This window comes from Streptomyces fodineus, assembly GCF_001735805.1.
In the GTDB taxonomy this organism is placed as follows: Bacteria; Actinomycetota; Actinomycetes; order Streptomycetales; family Streptomycetaceae; genus Streptomyces; species Streptomyces fodineus.
The window spans coordinates 8901331-8917252 of sequence record NZ_CP017248.1 but is presented as its reverse complement, the minus strand read 5'-3'; the positions used below and the strand labels follow the sequence as shown (position 1 = coordinate 8917252).

The following is a 15922-nucleotide window of genomic DNA, read 5'->3' as shown; positions in this document are numbered from 1 at the left end:
CCGGCCTCACCGGACCCACGTCACGGCACCCGGCTCGGCGTCGCCGTCTCCTCGGTGGGAAGGGCGGCCGTACGTCGCCTGGTCAGATGCCGGGTCAGTGCGATCGTGGCGGACAGGGCCACCAGCCCCGTCACCCCCGGCCAGCCGAGCCGGCCGTACGCCCGTACCCCGAGCCAGGACCCGGCGCTGCCGCCGAGGAAGGCGCACGTCATGTAAGCGGTGTTGATCCGGGCCCGCGCGTCGGGCCGGAGCGCGAAGTTGCGGGCCTGGTTGGCGACTTGGCCGCTCTGCACGGCGACGTCGAGGAGCAGCATGCCGCCGGCCAGCACGACGAGACCGGCCGTGCCGCCGATCCCGCCGAGGGCCAGCACCCCCGCCGAGCCGATCACCCCGAGCAGGCACCACAGGCTCACCGTGTCGGGTCCCCGGCGGTCGGCCGCGCGACCGGCGAGCGGGGTGCAGAACATGCTCGCGGCACCGACGAGTCCGAGCACCCCCACGGCCTGGGCGCCCATCCCGTACGCCGGCCCGGTCACCAGCAGCGTGAGCGCGGTCCAGGCGGCGCTGAAGCCGGCGAAGACGGTGGCCTGGTAGAGGCACGAGCGGCGCAGGTCGGGTTCCTCGCGCAGCAGGCGCAGCGGGGCGGATATGAGGTCGAGGTACCGCTGTTCGGACGAGGGTGTGGTCTCCGGCACCACTCGGGCCAGCGTCACGGCGAGGGCGAGCACGAGCACCGCGGCGACAAGGTAGGGGGCGCGCCAGCCCAGCCACTCGCCGAGCGTGCCGCTGAAGGTGCGGGCCAGCAGGATGCCGCCGATGAGTCCGCTGAGCAGGGTGCCGGTGACGGCACCGCGGCGCTCGGCGGGTACGAGCCCGGCGGTCATCGGGATGATGATCTGCGGGACGACGGTGGTGACACCGGTGGCCGCGCTCGCCACCACGAGGACGGACAGCGTCGGCGCGGTTCCGGCGACGACCAGACCCGCCGCGGTCAGCGCGAGCAGGGTGCCGATCAGCCGGCGGGGCGGCAGCCGGTCGCCGAGCGGGACGAGCAGGAAGACGCCGCCCGCGTAACCGAACTGGGCCGCGGTGACGACGAGGGCCGCGGAGCCCTCCGGGACGCGCAGATCGGCGGCGATCAGCGAACTGATCGCCTGCGGGAAGTAGATGGTCGAGACGCTTGCTCCGCAGGCGAGCGCCAGGACGAGGATCACCCGGCGGGGCAGGGGTGGTAACGCGCGGGACGCGGACACGGGGACACCTCTCGGAGAACCGGTTTGAACGGTTCCCGCAAGGTACCAGTTAAACCGGTTCTCCCGTAGGGTGAGGGTGTGCAGACGACCATCCGCTTCCGCCAGGGCGCGGGCCGCCCGTGCCTGGACTTCATCCGGACCCTGCGCCACCGGGGCACGGCCGACGCCGTGGAGGAGCTGCCCGACTCCGAGGCCCTGGCCGCCTGGGTACGGCAGTGCGGCCCCTGCCCCGCCGAGGCCCGGCAGGCGACGGCCGGCCTGGTGCGCACGGCACAGGAGCTGCGCGAGGCGATCCACCGCCTGGTCGGTGCCGCCCGCACCGGACGGACACCCGACGCGGAGACACGCGCCCGGGTCAACGAGGCCGCGGCACACGCCCTGCCGGTGCCCGCCCTCACCTCCTCGGGGCGGCTGGCCTGGGACGCCGAGGACCCGGTGCGCGCCATGCTCGCGCTCGTCGCCCGGGACGCGCTGGACCTGGTCACCTCCCCGGCACTGGACCGAGTCCGCGACTGCGCCGGAACCTCGTGCGGAGCGCTCTTCCTGGACACCTCACGCCCGGGCACCCGGCGCTGGTGCTCGATGGACACCTGCGGCAACCGCGCGAAGAAGGAGGCGCTGCGCCGCAGGACCGGCGGCTGACCGGCGTCGTATCGACGTACCCCGAAACGTCGCAGCGGCCCTATACTCCGAAGCCATGACGGACACCGCCCCCGCCCCCGACCCGGACCTGGTCAACGCGCTGCGGGCGCTGTCCAATCCGATGCGGCTGCAGATGCTGCGCTGGCTGCGCGAGCCCGAGCGGCACTTCCCGATGGAGACGGCCATCGCCGACCCGGCCGAGGTCGGTGTGTGCGTGAGCCACATCCAGGCGAAGGCGGGCCTGGCCCAGTCGACCGTGTCGGCCTATATGGCCGAACTCCAGCGCGCGGGACTGGTCCGGGCCACCCGCGTGGGCAAGTGGACCCACTACAAGCGGGACGAGCAGCGGATCGCCGACCTTGTCGCGGCACTGGGGCAGACACTCTAGTGTGATGCGCCTGAAATCGCAGGCTTAAGTCTCTCGCTGATTTTCGGTGGCTGGCGGAGTGAGCTTGGTGAGGTAGTCGGCGAGGGATTTGAGGATCTCGTCGGCGGTCTTGGTCCAGGTGAAGGGCCGGGGGTTCTCGTTCCATGAGTCGATCCAGGCCCTGATGTCCTCCTCCAGCGCCTTCACCGAGGTGTGGACGCCTCGGCGGATGAGCTTGTCGGTGAGCAGGCCGAACCACCGCTCGACCTGGTTGATCCAGGAAGAGCCGGTCGGAGTGCAGTGGACATGGAAGCGGGGGTGCTTGCCGAGCCAGGTCTTGATCTCGGGGGTGTTGTGGGTGGCGTAGTTGTCACACACCAGGTGCACATCGAGCCCGGCAGGAACCGCCTTGTCTATCGTGACCAGAAACTTCTTGAACTCGACGGCCCGGTGGCGGCGGTGCAGTTCACCGATGACAGTGCCGTCGGCGATGTTGAAGGCGGCGAACAGGCTGGTGATGCCGTGTCGCAGGTAGTCGTGGGTGCGCCGTTCGGGCATGCCCGGCATCATCGGCAGCACCGGCTGCGAGCGGTCCAGCGCCTGAATCTGGCTCTTCTCGTCCACGCACAACACCACGGCTTTCTCCGGCGGGTTGTGGTACAGGCCGACGACGTCGACGACCTTCGCGACGAACTGCGGGTCGGTGGAGAGCTTGAAGGCGTCCTGCAGGTGCGGCTTGAGGTCGAACTTCTTCCAGATCCGCCCGATGGTGGACTTCGACAGCCCGGTGCGGGCGGCCATGGAGGCCCGCGACCAGTGGGTGTCCTGGCCCGGGGCGGATTCCAGCGTCGCGACGACCACGTCCTCGACCTGGTCGAGCAGGATGGACGGCGGCCGGCCGGGCCGCGGCTCGTCGACCAGACCGTCCAGCCGCCGCTTGACGAACCGGGCCCGCCAGCGGTTCACCGACTGCTCGCTCACCCCGAGCTCGGCCGCCACCTGCTTGTTCGTCCCGCCCTCCGCGCACCGCAGCACGATCCTCGCGCGCAGAGCCAAAAACTGCGCGGTCTTCGCGCGCCTCGCCCAACGCGTCAGCTGAGCCCGTTCGTCATCACTGAGCACCAGCTCCGACTTGCGTCGGCCCGGCCGCGGCTCATCCGCAAGCCCGGCCATCCGCCGGGCAGCAAACCGCGAGCGCCACTTCCTCACCGTGTCCGCGGTTACCTTGAACTCCGCCGCCACACGCGTATTCGGCTTCCCATCCGCACACGCCAAGACGATGCGTGCCCGCTCGGCGAGACGGGGCGCCACTGCCCCGCCCGCCCAGCGCAACAACTCGGCGCGCTCCTCATCGGACAGCACAACTTCGACGGCACGAGGACCCCGAGACATGAAAACAGGCTACAGACTTAAGCCTGCGATTTCAGGCGCATCACACTAGTGACCTGGTCCGGAGATCCTGTCGCAGTAGCCGCAGATGCGGTCGATGATCTGGTCCGCGGTCTTGGTCCATCTGAAGGGCCGAGCCTGCTCGTTCCAGGTCTTGATCCAGTCCTTGAGCGCGGTCTTCAACTCGTCGAGTGAGCAGAAAACCCCGCGCTCCAGACATCGCCGCTGTAGTTCGGCGAACCACCGCTCGACCTGGTTGATCCAGGACGAGTAGGTCGGGGTGAAGTGCAGCTCGAACCGAGGATGGGCCAGAAGCCACTTGTGCACGACCGGCGCCTTGTGGGCGGAGAGGTTGTCGCAGATCACGTGGACCGCCAGGCCGGGATCGGTCTGGCGGTCGATCTCATCGACAAAGTCGCGGAAGTCCACCGCCCGATGCGTCGCCGACAGCTTCCCGATCACCTTGCCGGTGGCGGTGTTCAGGGCGGCGAACAGATCCACGGTGCCGTGCCGGACGTAGTCGAAACTGCGCCGCTCAGGGGTGCCGGGCACCATCGGCAGCACCGGAGCGGTCCGCTCAAGGGCCTGGATCTGCGGCTTCTCGGCCACCGCGAAAACTGCCGCGTTCGCCGGCGGAGCGAGATACAGCCCGACCACGTCTTGGATCCTGTCGATCAGCAGCGGGTCCGGGGAGATCTTGAAATCCTCCGTCCGCCAGGGCTGCAGCCCGAACGCCCGCCAGATCCGCAGCACGCTCGTCGGAGAGATTCCCACTCGCTTCGCCAGCTCCCGCTTCGACCAGTGGGTGGCACCCTCGGGCACCTCTTCGAGAGTGCGCACCACCACCTCTTCCACCTGGGCGTCTGTGATGGTGCGGGGCACACCGGGACGTGGCTCGTCGGACAGCCCGTCGAGCCGGTACTGGAGAAATCTGGTCCGCCACCGGCGCACGGTCGCGCGATCGGTCCCCAGCCGTGCAGCCACTGCGGTGTTGTTCAATCCCCCTGCGCAGGCCAGCACGATCCGGGCCCGTCTGGCCAGCCCCTGCGCGGTTGTCCGGCGTTTGGCCCACCCCTGCAACACCAGCCGCTCGTCCTCGGATAACACCAGCGGCTGCAGCCTGCTGTCGCCCACACCTCCAGCAGACCGCAGCCGGCAGCCGCCGTCACCACCCACACCGCAATCTGAAACGAACGACGACTCACGTGGCGAAACGTGAACTCAAGACCAGGTCGCTAGAACCCCGCCGCCACCGCTCCGGGTCACCACCGCCCCGGGTCACCACCACCCCTGGCCGTCACACCCTCGCCGCCGCACCTCGTGGCGCCCGCTTGCGCTTCATATCGAGATTCTGCGATATTACGATTCAGCGAATCGATCCATCCCCGATGGGAGTGCACCGATGGACCTCGGCACGTTCGGGATCTACACCTTCGACTTCGAGCACCAGCCGGCCGCGCAGGTGCGGGAGTCGGTCCAGGAACTGGAGGATCTGGGCTGGCGGGCGGTCTGGATCCCGGAACTGCTCGGGCGGGACGCGTTCACGCACGCGGGGTTTCTGCTCGCCTCCACCCGGCGGCTGAGCGTGGTGAACGGCATCGCCCGGATCTGGTCCCGGGAGGCCCGCTGGACGCACGGCGCCGCGCTGTTGCTCGCGGACGCCTATCCGGGGCGGCACGTGCTCGGTCTGGGCTTCGGCGGGCAGCCGCGTCCGGGAGTGAAGCCCCGCGCCGCGATGGCCGCGTATCTCGACGAGCTGGACACCATGGAGACGCCCAGCCCCCACCCGGCACAGCCCGTCCGGCGCCTGCTGGCCGCGTACGGCCCGAGGATGCTGGAGCTGGCCCGCGACCGCGCCGACGGGGCGCAGACCTACCATGTGAACACGGCTCACACCGCGCAGGCGCGGGAGATCCTCGGGCCGGACGCCTTCCTGGCCGTCGAGCACGCCGTGCTGTTCGACACCGACCCGGACCGGGCCCGCACCCTCGCGCGCGAGCACCTGCACGGCTACCTCGAAACCCCTTACAACCTCGCCAAGTTCCGTCGGCTCGGATACACGGACGACGACCTCTCCGGCGGCGGCAGCGATCGTTTTGTGGACGACCTCGTGTTCTGGGGGGACCCGGACACGGTCGCAGGGAAGCTGCACGCGCAGGTGGAGGCGGGCGCCGATCATGTCGCCGTGCAGGTGATCGGCGTGGGGCCGGGTGAATCGGCGCTGCCGCAGTGGCGGTTGCTGGCCGATGCCCTGCTGCCGTCGAAGACCCGCTGACGGCCTCGGCTAACCGCTGAAGCGGTCCCGCAGTTCGCGCTTGAGGATCTTTCCGCTGGCGTTGCGCGGCAACTCGGCGACGAACAGCACCCGTTTGGGCGCCTTGAAGGGGGCGAGCTTCTCCTTCACATGCGCGATGAGCTGTTCCTCCGCCACCTCGCCGCGCGGGACGACGACCGCCGTGACGGCCTCGATCCACCGCTCGTCGGGCAGGCCGATCACGGCGGCCTCGGCGACGGCCTCATGGGTGTACAGCGCGTCCTCGACCTGACGCGAAGCGACCAGGACACCACCGGAGTTGATGACGTCCTTCACCCGGTCCACGATCGTGAAGTAGCCGTCTGCGTCGCGCACCGCGAGGTCGCCGGAGTGGAACCAGCCGTCCCGGAAGGCCTCGGCGGTCTCCTCGGGCTTGTCCCAGTAGCCCTCGCACAACTGCGGTGAGCGGTAGACGATCTCGCCGGGCGTGCCGTCGGGTACGTCCTCGCCCTTGTCGTCCACGACCCGGGCGTCCACGAACAGCACGGTCCGGCCGCAGGAGTCCAGCCGGCCCTCGTGTTCGTCGGGGCCGAGCACCGTGGCCAGCGGGCCGATCTCGCTCTGTCCGAAGCAGTTGTAGAAGGCGAGCCGCGGCAGGCGCTCCCGCAGCCGCCGCAGCACCGGCACGGGCATGATCGAGGCGCCGTAGTACGCCTTGCGCAGTCCGTCGAGGTCGCGGGTGGCGAAGTCGGCCCGGCCCGCCAGGCCGATCCACACCGTGGGCGGCGCGAACAGACTGTCCACGCGGCCCGCCTCGATCAGGTCGAACAGGCGGTCCCCGTCGGGCGCGTCCAGGATGATGTTGGTCGCGCCGACGGCGAGGTAGGGCAGCAGGAACACATGCATCTGGGCCGAGTGGTACAGCGGCAGCGCGTGCACCGGCCGGTCGCCGGCGCTCAGGTCCAGGGCGGTGATGGCGCTCAGGTACTCGTGCACGAGGGCCCGGTGGGTCATCATCGCGCCCTTGGGCAGGGCGGTCGTACCGGAGGTGTACAGCAGCTGCACCAGATCCTCGGTGCGGGGCTCGGGCCCGTCGTACGGCGCCGCGTCCGCGAGCCGGGCGAGGAGCGAGCCCTCGGCGTCCCTGAGCGGCAACACCCGTACTCCGTCCGGGAGTTGCTCGGTCAGGTCCGGGTCGGCGAGGACGAGGGTGCTGCCGGACTGGCCGAGGAGGTACGCCAGGTCGTCCCCGGTGACGTTCTGGTTGACCGGCACATGGACCAGGCCCGCACGGGCGCAGGCGAGGAAGGCGATCAGATAGGCGTCGGAGTTGTGGCCGTAGGCGCCGACCCGGTCGCCGGGGGTGAGCCCTGCCGCGAGCAGCACGGAGGCCGCGCGGGACACGGCGTCGTCGAGTTCCTCGTACGTCCAGCGGCGCTCGCCGTACTCCACCGCGAGGCGGGCCGGGGTGCGCCGGGCGCTGCGGCGCAGCACCCCGTCGACCGTGCTGCCATGTCCCTGCGTCATGGCTCTTGATCCTCGGTCCGTCACGGAGGCAGGTCAAGCACCGGGAGGCGCCAACTGCCGTTCGCCGAATGAACGCTTTGCTTCTGCGCGCTCCCGTGCGCCCCTTTGAAGAAAGGTTTCCGGACACCGGGCACCGTTGAACCTGGGCAGGACTTGTCTCGAGCGTCAAATCCGAAGCACGTTCACGTTTTCCCGCGTGACGTCGAGCAGGAGGTATCCATGAGCCGTGCCATGCCTGAACAGAAACGAGCGTGGAGGACAGGTACTGCTCCCGGCATATTCCCACTCATCGGCCACGGTATCGCCTTCTACCGCCGGCCGCTGGCGTTTCTGAATTCTTTGCCAGAGCACGGGGATCTGGTCGAGATACGGCTGGGCCCCCAGCGCGCCTGGATGGTGTGCCATCCGGAGCTGACCCACGAGGTGCTCATGAATCCCCACACCTTCGACAAGGGGGGCCCGCTGTACGACAGGCTCGGAAAGCTGATGGGGGACGGTCTCGTCACATGCCGCCAGCCGACGCACCGGGACAAGCGCAGGCTGCTGCAACCCGGCTTCCGTCCCTCCCATGTCGCCGACTACACGGCTCTGATCGCCGAGGAGGCCGAGGCGGTGTGCGACGCGTGGCCCACGGGTCAGGCGGTCGCCGTCACCGAGGCGATGATGGCCCTGACGACGCGCGTGATCAGCCGTGTCCTCCTCTCCGACTCGTTGGATGAGCCGACGACCGCCGAGGTGCGGGACTGTCTCACCGACGTCGTCCGCGGTCTGTTCGTCCGCACGGTCGTACCGATCGACGTCCTGTTCCGGCTGCCGACACCCGCCAACCGCCGCTATCGGCGCGCGCTCTCCCGGCTGCACGCGATCATCGACGCGGTGATCGCGGAGCGCCGACAAGGTCCCGAACGCGACGACGTGCTGGGAACTCTGCTCGCGGCCGAGCGCGGCGACTGCCCGGCGGCCGCGATCACCGACCAGGAGGTCCACGATCACCTGATCACGCTGCTGCTCACGGGCGTCGAGGCCCCGGCACTGTGCCTGGCCGACGCCTTCAGTCTGCTGGCCCGCCATCCGGACGCCGAGCGCCGCCTGCACGCCGAGCTCGACGCCGTCCTCCCTGGAGGCCGACGGCCCGGACCCGGCGATCTGCCGTACCTCGTCTACACCCGGTGCGTCGTCTCCGAGACGCTGCGCCACTCCTCGCCCGGCTGGCTCTTCACCCGTGTCGCCACCAAGGAGACGGAACTCGCCGGGTGCCGGCTGCCCGCGGGAGCCACCGTGCTGTACAGCCCTTACCTCCTGCACCACGATCCGTCGTCGTTCCCCGACCCCGAACGCTTCGACCCCGACCGCTGGCTGCCGGGAAACCCCACCGCCGAACAGCGCCGCGCGCTGATCCCGTTCTCCGCGGGCAACCGCAAATGCCTCGGTGACGAATTCGCCATGGTGGAGGCCACGGTGGCGCTCGCGACCCTTGCGGGGCGTCGGCGGCTGCGGCATCTGCCCGGGTATGTCGAACGGCCACCGCGCCCCGGGATCACGATGGGACCGCGCGCACTGGTCATGGCCTGCGAATCCCCTGCGCGCACAACGTCAGACACCCCGTCTTCCGCCGGCTCCCTGGCGCCCCGAACAACAGCCACCCATCGCGCATCGGATTCCCGGACGGCAGGTGACCCTGGTGTCGGCAACGCATGAGGAAATCACGGTCGGTGTACCGGACGGAATTCCGGTCTCGACCCTCAGGGATCTGATCGACACCAACCTCCGCATGCCCTTCCCGTTCCTGCGCAACCCCCATGAATCCGAAGCCACGGCAGGCGTCGACGCATGGCTGAGCTTATGGGGGCTGACCGACGTACCAGGTGTGGCGGCGATGATCGCCCGTACCCGCCCCGCCGAGCTCGCGTCCTTCACCAGTCCCACCCTGGATTCCGGTCTTCTCCAGATCGTGGCCTGTCAGATCGCCTATCAATTCGTCTTCGACGACCGGGCGGAAGACCTCGGTCGGCACTCTCCGGGCAGGCTGCTGCCGATGCTGTGCGAAAGCATCGCGATTCTGCGGGACGGCCGAGCGCCCAGCACTCCCCTCGGAGCGGCCCTGGCCGATCTGCACCGGCAGGTCCGGCAACGGTGCACGCCCGCGCAGGCCGCGCGATGGGCGTGGCAGAGCCGTGAATACGTGCACGGTCTGTTGTACGAGGCGGTGGCCCAGGCCGACCCCTTCCTCGTGCGGACCGGCGACTGCACCTCCATACGGTCGCTGACCGCGGGCGTCGAGCCGTTCTACCCGCTGTACGAGGCCGCCCAGCCGCGCGAGCTCTCACCAGCCGAGCTCCATGACCCCGTCGTACGGCGACTGAGCCGGCTGTCGGCCGACGCGGCGGTGTGGACGGCCGACCTGTTCTCCGCGGTGAAAGAACAGCGAGCGGGAGAAATGATCAATCTGGCCCTGGCCCACCAGCGCGAGCACCAATGCTCCCTGCAGGCCGCCATCCTCCTGGCGATCCAGGAGATCAACGCAACGATCGAGGAGTTCCAGAATCTCTACACAGAGATCGAACCGCAGTTGAGCCCGGCGGGCGTCGGCTACGTGGAGGGCATGGTCGGCTGGATCCGCGGGTGCTACCACTGGTCCCGCACCGTGCCGCGCTACGCGGACGTGATGTCGGTGCCCGCCGCGCCGTAGCCACACCTGTCGCGCTCTGGCGAGAGCGCCACGGGAAGGTGTCCAGTCGGGTCCTCTACCCTGCGAGCGGGGATTATCCCACCTGCAGTCAATCATTCACTCCATGGAACTCAATCCGACTTGCCCCGCCTCCCTGAGGCGTACGCTCGGCTCCCCCGGCCGAACGACAGAAGGCGGTACGGCACATGGCGACGGCGCCGCGGCAACCGATCACACAGCAACAGATGCTGATCGAGCGCCGACGGGAACTTCAGGCCCTCGATGCCGCGTTCCAGGAGCTGCGGCGCACCGCGGACGGCATGCCGCGAGCGAGGGGCAAGGGAGTGCTCGCCTTCACCGGGCCGGCCGGGCTGGGCAAGACGGCGCTCATGACGCAGGCACGTGCCCAGGCCGCGGCATACGGATTCACGGTGCTGTCGGGCAGAGGCGGGGAGGCCGAACAGGGTTCGGCGTTCCGCGTGGTGCGCCAGTTGGTGCAGCCCTCACTGGCGAGGATGGAGGGGGCGGAACTCCGCGCCTTCCTCGGAAGTTGGTACGACATCGTCGCCGCCGTGCTCGGCCTCGAAGCGTGTGGCCCCGGTCCCGCGCCGGACAGGACAGGGGTCCGCGAAGGCCTCGACTGGGTCATGACGCGGCTCACGGTGAGGAAAGCGCCGGTCGTCCTGCTCCTGGACGACCTGCACTGGGCGGACACCGAGTCACTCAGCTGGCTCGACTCCTTCGCATCCCGCGTCGAGGATCTTCCGCTGCTGATCGTGGTCGCCTACCGGCCCGACGAGCTGCCGTCCGAAGCGGGCGAATTCCGCACGCTCGTGGGACACCACGGAGACCGCCCCCACGACCTGGCGCTGCTCACCGCCGACGGCGTGGCGCAGATCGTCAGGAACGAACTCGGGAACGCGGCCGAGGACCGGTTCTGCAAGGAATGCTGGTCGGCCACCGGCGGGAGCCCCTTCGAAGCGGTGGAGCTGGCCATCGGACTCGCCGAGCGGAAACTGCGCGGCACCGAGGACGACCTGCCCGCGATGCGTGAGCTGGCCGCCGCGATCAAGGGCCCGGGACTGATCGACCGTCTGGAACGACTCGACACGGCAACGGTCCGCTTCGCGCACACCGCGGCCGTACTGGGGTCACCGTTCTCGCCTCAGCTCGCCGCGACCATCGCGGTGCTCGGCGAGGAGGCCGCAGCCGAGGCGACCCAGAAACTGCGCGCGGCCCGGATCCTGGCCGACAGCCATGGCCCGGAAGGTGAGCTGGAGTTCGTTCACCCGCTGATCGCCACGACGATCTACCGGTCGATCCGTACGGCCTTCCGGGCAGGCCTGCACAACACCGCCGCGCAGGCCGTCCTGGCCGCGGGCTACGGACCCACCGCCGCCGCCCGGCATCTGCTGGAGGTCCCTTGCGAAGGCAGTCCCGAAGCGGTCGCCTGTCTGCGCGAGGCCGCACGCGAATACCTCCGTGCCGGCGCGACCGAGGCCGCCCGGCGGTTGCTGACCCGCGCGTTGCAGGAGCCGCCGCTGCCCGAGGACCGTGCCGCGGTCCTTCACGAACTCGCGTGCGCCACGTTCCTGATCGAGCCCAGGGCCACGGTGAGGCATCTCCGCCAGGCGCTGGCCGAGCCCGACGTCGACCCCGAGCTGCGCGCCTCCATCGTCTATCAGCTGACGACGGCTCTGGCCCACACCGATCAGCTGGCCGAGGCCGTGGCCGTGGCCGCCGAGGAGGCGAAGCAGGCCAGGAATCCCCGCGTCAGACTGCGCATGCAGGCAGATCAGTTCGTCTGGAGCATGGTCCGCACCGACGACCCCGACTCGCCCGCCCGCTCCCGGACACTTGCGCGACTTGCCGAGAAGTTGCCCGGTCTCAGTCTGGAGGAACGCTACATCCTGGGGCTGCGGGCCTGGGATGCCGTCAAGCGTGGCGAACCGCGGCAGACCGCCCTGACGTACGCCGAGAAAGCCCTGCACGGCGGCATGAGCTGGACCGACGAGAACCGCGGTTTCGAGGTACCCCTTTCGGTCGCTCTGGTGTTCATGTACGGCGACCAGCCGCGACAGGCCGAGGAGTTGTTCAGCACGGGTATCGCCGAATGCGCGGCCAAGGGCTGGCACGGCTCCCACCTGGCCTTCGGTCAGACCATCGCCGGCTACGTCCGCTACCGCCGGGGCTGCCTCGCCGAAGCCGAAGACCTCGTACGGGAAGGGCTGCGCATCGCCGACAAGGTGGAAGGGGTCGTGGCCGCCCAGTTGTTCGGCGTCAGCATCCTCATCCAGACCCTGCTCGCCCGTGGGCGCATCACCGAGGCACGCGCACTGGCCGACGAGCACCACTTCGGTGACATGACTCCGAACGCCGTCATCTATCCCGACCCGCGCACCGTGTACGCGGAACTGCTCCTGGGAGAGGGACGGCACGCCGAAGCAGCGACGTTGCTGTCCTCGGTCGGGCACTGGCTGGACAAACGGGCCTGGCGGAACCCGGCATGGTGCCCGTGGCAGCTGCGGCTCGCCTCCGCGCTCGCTCCCACCGCCCCACAGGAGGCGCTCGGCCATGCGCAGGACGCCGTGCGGCGGGCCCGGAAGTTCGGCGCCGCCTCCACCATCGGCCAGGCCCTCCACACCCTCGCCGAGGTGACCGGTGGCCCGGCGGCACTCGACCTGTACGCGGACGCCGTCCACCACCTGGAGCAGTCGCCCGCCGCCTACGAGCTGGCGCGCGCCCAGGTCGGCCACGGCGCGGCGCTGTCTCGCAACGGGCGGTTGCAGGAGGCCGCCGAGCGGCTCTACCAAGGCCTGGAAGGCGCCGTCCACTGCGGGGCCGAGGCGCTCGCCGCCCGGGCCAGGGCAGAACTCTCGGCGGCGGGAATGCGTCCGCTGCCCCTGCGGTATGCGCAGGCGGACACGCTGACGGGCCGGGAACGCCGTACCGCCGAACTGTCCGCCCAGGGGCACCCGGTGGCGGTCATCGCCAAGGAACTGCGCCTCACCGAGCAGGGTGTGCGGCAGTTGCTGTCCAGCGTCTACCGGAAGATCGGCACCGACGCCGCCGGGCTCGCCGGGGTCCTGGAGAGCTGTCCTCGCCTTCGCCCCTGAACGTGGTCACACCGCCCGTGTCCGCCCCTCCCAGTACGGATCGCGCAACCGCCGCTTGTACAGCTTGCCGTTGGGGTCGCGGGGCATGTCGGCGATGAAGTCGACGCTCTTGGGCCGCTTGTAGCCGGCGAGCCGCTCGGCGCAGTGGTCGTGCAGGGCGGCGGCGAGGGCCGGGCCGGGCTCGTGGCCGGGTGCCGGTTCGACGACGGCCTTGACCTCCTCGCCCCAGTCGTCGTGCGGGATGCCGAAGACGGCGGCGTCGGCGACGGCCGGGTGGGACAGGAGCACCGACTCGATCTCGGCCGGGTAGATGTTGACCCCACCGGAGATGATCATGTCGATCTTGCGGTCGCGGAGGAAGAGATACCCGTCCTCGTCGAGGTAGCCGAGGTCGCCGACGGTGAAGAAGTCGCCGATGCGGTTCTTGCGGGTCTTGGCCTCGTCCTTGTGGTACGCGAAGCCACCGGTGGTCATCTTCATGTAGACGGTGCCCAGTTGGCCGGGCGGGAGCCGGTTGCCCTCGTCGTCGAAGACCGCGAGTTCGCTGATGGGCCAGGCCTTGCCGACCGTGCCGGGCTTCTTCAGCCAGTCCTCGGCGGTGGCGAAGGCGCCGCCGCCCTCGCTGGCCGCGTAGTACTCCTCCACACAGTGGCCCCACCAGTCGATCATGGCCCGCTTCACATGGTCCGGGCAGGGGGCGGCGCCGTGGATGGCGTGCCGCATGGACGAGACGTCGTAGCGGGCCTTCACCTCGTCCGGGAGGGCCAGCAGGCGATGGAACTGGGTCGGGACCATATGGGTGTGCGTGCACCGGTGGGTGTCGATGAGGCGCAGCATCTCGTCCGGGGTCCACTTGTCCATCAGGACGAGGCGGTGGCCTATGTGCAGCGACGCGCCCGCGAACTGCAGGACGGCCGTGTGGTACAGCGGTGAGCAGACGAGGTGGACGTTGTCGTCGAACGGCTTGATGCCGAAGATCCCGAGGAAGCCGCCCAGATAGGCCTCCTCGGGCGGCTTGCCGGGCAGCGGGCGGCGGATCCCGCGCGGGCGCCCCGTCGTACCGGAGGTGTAGTTCATGACCCAGCCGAGCTCCCGGCGATCGGGCGCGGACTCCGGTTGCCCGTCGAGGAGTTCGGCGTACGGCCGGAAGCCGCCGACCTCGCCGACCGCGTACCGGCGTGTGGCGGCCAGGCCCGCCTCGTCGGCGGCGGCGCGCGCAGCGTCGGCGAACCGCTCGTGGGCGATGAGCGCCTTGGCCCCACAGTCGCCGACGATCCAGGCGATCTCGGGGCCGACGAGGTGGTGGTTGACCGGGACCAGATAGAGGCCGGCCTGGGTCGCGGCCAGGTAGGCGGTGAGGAACTCGACGCCGTTGGGCAGGACGACGGCGAAGGCGTCGCCGCGCTCGAGGCCTGCCGCGCGCAGCCCGTGGACGAGCCGGTTGGCGGCGCCGTGCAGACGCCCGGCGGTCCACTCCTCGCCGTCGGGGGCGACAAGGACCGCGCGGTCGGGGTGCTGGGCGGCCTGGGCCCAGAATCCGGCAGGGGGTGTGCTCACGACTGGCCGCTCCTTCCGGCGATGCGGTTGATGCGGTCCACGGCCTTCTCGAAGCCGCGGGTGAGGTCGTCGAAGACGGCCTGGACGCTGCGTTCGCTGCTCATCCGGCCGACGATCTGCCCGACCGGTGTGCCGAGCAGCGGTTCGACCTCGTACTTCTGGATCCGGGAGACCGCCTCGGCCACCAGCAGTCCCTGTAGCGGCATGGGCAGGGTGCCGGGGCCGGCCGGGTCGTCCCACGCGTCGGTCCACTCGGTACGGAGCTGGCGTGCGGGCTTGCCCGTGAGGGCACGGGAGCGCACGGTGTCACCGGACCCGGCGGCGAGGAGCCTGCGGGTCAGGGCGGGTGAGTGCAGATCGGCCTCTGTGGTGGTCAGCCATATAGAGCCAAGCCACACACCCTGGGCACCGAGGCTGAGGGCAGCGGCCACCTGTTGCCCACTGCCGATGCCTCCGGCCGCCAGGACGGGCAGGGGATCGACGGCCTCCACGACCTCGGGGGTGAGCACCATGGTGGCGATCTCGCCGGTGTGGCCGCCGGCCTCGTAACCCTGGGCGACGACGATGTCGATGCCCGCCTCCTGGTGCTTGCGGGCGTGCCGGGCGCTGCCCGCGAGCGCGGCGACCAGCACGTCCCGGTCGTGGGCACGGGCGACGACGTCGGCAGGCGGGGAGCCGAGGGCGTTGGCGAGGAGCCGGATCGGGTAGTCGAAGGCGACGTCGAGCTGGGTGCGGGCGACCTGCTCCATCCAGCCGGTGATGCGCCAGCCGGACGCCTCGCCCTCGGCCAGCTCGGGGACGCCGTACTTGGCGAGGGTGTCCCGCACGAACTGCCGGTGTCCCTCCGGGATCATCGCCTCGACGTCGGCCTCGGTCACGCCTTCGACCTTCTTCGCGGGCATGACGACGTCCAGCCCGTAGGGCCGGCCGCCGGTGTGCGCGTCGAGCCAGTCGAGGTCGCGTTTGAGGTCTTCGGGGGCGGTGTAGCGGACCGCGCCGAGCACGCCGAAGCCGCCGGCCCGGCTGATGGCCGCGGCGACGGCGGGGAACGGCGTGAAGCCGAAGACGGCGTGCTCGACTCCCAGTTTCCTGCTCAGCTCCGTCTGCATGGGCGCAGGATGCCGCAGCGGACCGGAGGAGGGAAGAGTT

Annotated in this window: 12 protein-coding genes; 6 read left to right on the top strand and 6 right to left on the bottom strand. The window is 70.1% G+C overall.

Annotated features, from left to right (window positions below):
- Positions 1 to 20: 20 nt before the first annotated feature.
- On the bottom strand, positions 21 to 1214 hold the full coding sequence (locus tag BFF78_RS38670) for an MFS transporter (protein ID WP_227026038.1): 1194 nt from the start codon (positions 1212 to 1214) through the stop codon (positions 21 to 23).
- Between the two features lie 117 nt (positions 1215 to 1331).
- Between BFF78_RS38670 and BFF78_RS38665 the strand changes: the two genes are divergently transcribed.
- Together BFF78_RS38665 and BFF78_RS38660 are read left to right on the top strand one after the other, a co-directional pair.
- Positions 1332 to 1895, top strand: a complete 564-nt coding sequence (locus tag BFF78_RS38665) for a CGNR zinc finger domain-containing protein (RefSeq protein ID WP_069782703.1) — start codon at positions 1332 to 1334, stop codon at positions 1893 to 1895.
- Between the two features lie 55 nt (positions 1896 to 1950).
- Positions 1951 to 2283: an ArsR/SmtB family transcription factor gene (locus BFF78_RS38660; RefSeq protein WP_069782702.1), complete on the top strand. Its 333-nt coding sequence runs from the start codon at positions 1951 to 1953 to the stop codon at positions 2281 to 2283.
- A 24-nt stretch (positions 2284 to 2307) separates the two neighbouring features.
- Here BFF78_RS38660 and BFF78_RS38655 read toward each other — a convergent pair whose 3' ends face one another.
- Positions 2308 to 3654 carry an IS630 family transposase gene (locus tag BFF78_RS38655; RefSeq protein ID WP_079161095.1) on the bottom strand — a complete coding sequence of 449 codons (1347 nt, stop codon included), beginning with the start codon at positions 3652 to 3654 and terminating at the stop codon, positions 2308 to 2310.
- A 45-nt stretch (positions 3655 to 3699) separates the two neighbouring features.
- The gene (locus BFF78_RS38650) at positions 3700 to 4785 is read right to left on the bottom strand and encodes an IS630 family transposase (protein WP_069782701.1); all 1086 of its coding nucleotides are present in this window, start codon (positions 4783 to 4785) and stop codon (positions 3700 to 3702) included.
- 268 nt (positions 4786 to 5053) lie between these two features.
- Here BFF78_RS38650 and BFF78_RS38645 point away from each other — a divergent pair, with 268 nt between their 5' ends.
- Positions 5054 to 5926 carry a TIGR03620 family F420-dependent LLM class oxidoreductase gene (locus tag BFF78_RS38645; RefSeq protein ID WP_069782700.1) on the top strand — a complete coding sequence of 291 codons (873 nt, stop codon included), beginning with the start codon at positions 5054 to 5056 and terminating at the stop codon, positions 5924 to 5926.
- Between the two features lie 9 nt (positions 5927 to 5935).
- Here the strand turns inward: BFF78_RS38645 and BFF78_RS38640 are convergent, their stop codons facing one another.
- The gene (locus tag BFF78_RS38640) at positions 5936 to 7432 is read right to left on the bottom strand and encodes an acyl-CoA synthetase (RefSeq protein ID WP_069782699.1); all 1497 of its coding nucleotides are present in this window, start codon (positions 7430 to 7432) and stop codon (positions 5936 to 5938) included.
- Positions 7433 to 7651: 219 nt separating this feature from the next.
- Between BFF78_RS38640 and BFF78_RS38635 the strand changes: the two genes are divergently transcribed.
- From BFF78_RS38635 to BFF78_RS38625, 3 genes are all read left to right on the top strand, one after another.
- Positions 7652 to 9130, top strand: a complete 1479-nt coding sequence (locus tag BFF78_RS38635; protein ID WP_335755374.1) for a cytochrome P450 — start codon at positions 7652 to 7654, stop codon at positions 9128 to 9130.
- Positions 9114 to 10121, top strand: coding sequence for a (-)-alpha-amorphene synthase (locus tag BFF78_RS38630; RefSeq protein ID WP_069784085.1), 1008 nt, complete (start codon positions 9114 to 9116; stop codon positions 10119 to 10121). The genes BFF78_RS38635 and BFF78_RS38630 overlap by 17 nt, the downstream gene beginning before the upstream one ends.
- Positions 10122 to 10345: 224 nt before the next feature.
- On the top strand, positions 10346 to 13216 hold the full coding sequence (locus BFF78_RS38625; RefSeq protein WP_227026037.1) for an ATP-binding protein: 2871 nt from the start codon (positions 10346 to 10348) through the stop codon (positions 13214 to 13216).
- Between the two features lie 6 nt (positions 13217 to 13222).
- Here the strand turns inward: BFF78_RS38625 and BFF78_RS38620 are convergent, their stop codons facing one another.
- Positions 13223 to 14773, bottom strand: a complete 1551-nt coding sequence (locus tag BFF78_RS38620) for an acyl-CoA synthetase (protein WP_069782696.1) — start codon at positions 14771 to 14773, stop codon at positions 13223 to 13225.
- On the bottom strand, positions 14770 to 15882 hold the full coding sequence (locus BFF78_RS38615; protein WP_069782695.1) for a nitronate monooxygenase: 1113 nt from the start codon (positions 15880 to 15882) through the stop codon (positions 14770 to 14772). The genes BFF78_RS38620 and BFF78_RS38615 overlap by 4 nt, the downstream gene beginning before the upstream one ends.
- Positions 15883 to 15922 lie beyond the last annotated feature (40 nt).

Excerpts from the sequence above, each read along its gene's own strand:
- BFF78_RS38615 (WP_069782695.1), bottom strand. The coding sequence starts at position 15,882 with ATGCAGACGGAGCTGAGCAGGAAACTGGGAGTCGAGCACGCCGTCTTC.
- BFF78_RS38640 (WP_069782699.1), bottom strand. The coding sequence starts at position 7,432 with ATGACGCAGGGACATGGCAGCACGGTCGACGGGGTGCTGCGCCGCAGC.
- BFF78_RS38655 (WP_079161095.1), bottom strand. The coding sequence starts at position 3,654 with ATGTCTCGGGGTCCTCGTGCCGTCGAAGTTGTGCTGTCCGATGAGGAG.
- BFF78_RS38660 (WP_069782702.1), top strand. The coding sequence starts at position 1,951 with ATGACGGACACCGCCCCCGCCCCCGACCCGGACCTGGTCAACGCGCTG.
- BFF78_RS38645 (WP_069782700.1), top strand. The coding sequence starts at position 5,054 with ATGGACCTCGGCACGTTCGGGATCTACACCTTCGACTTCGAGCACCAG.
- BFF78_RS38625 (WP_227026037.1), top strand. The coding sequence starts at position 10,346 with ATGCTGATCGAGCGCCGACGGGAACTTCAGGCCCTCGATGCCGCGTTC.
- BFF78_RS38635 (WP_335755374.1), top strand. The coding sequence starts at position 7,652 with ATGAGCCGTGCCATGCCTGAACAGAAACGAGCGTGGAGGACAGGTACT.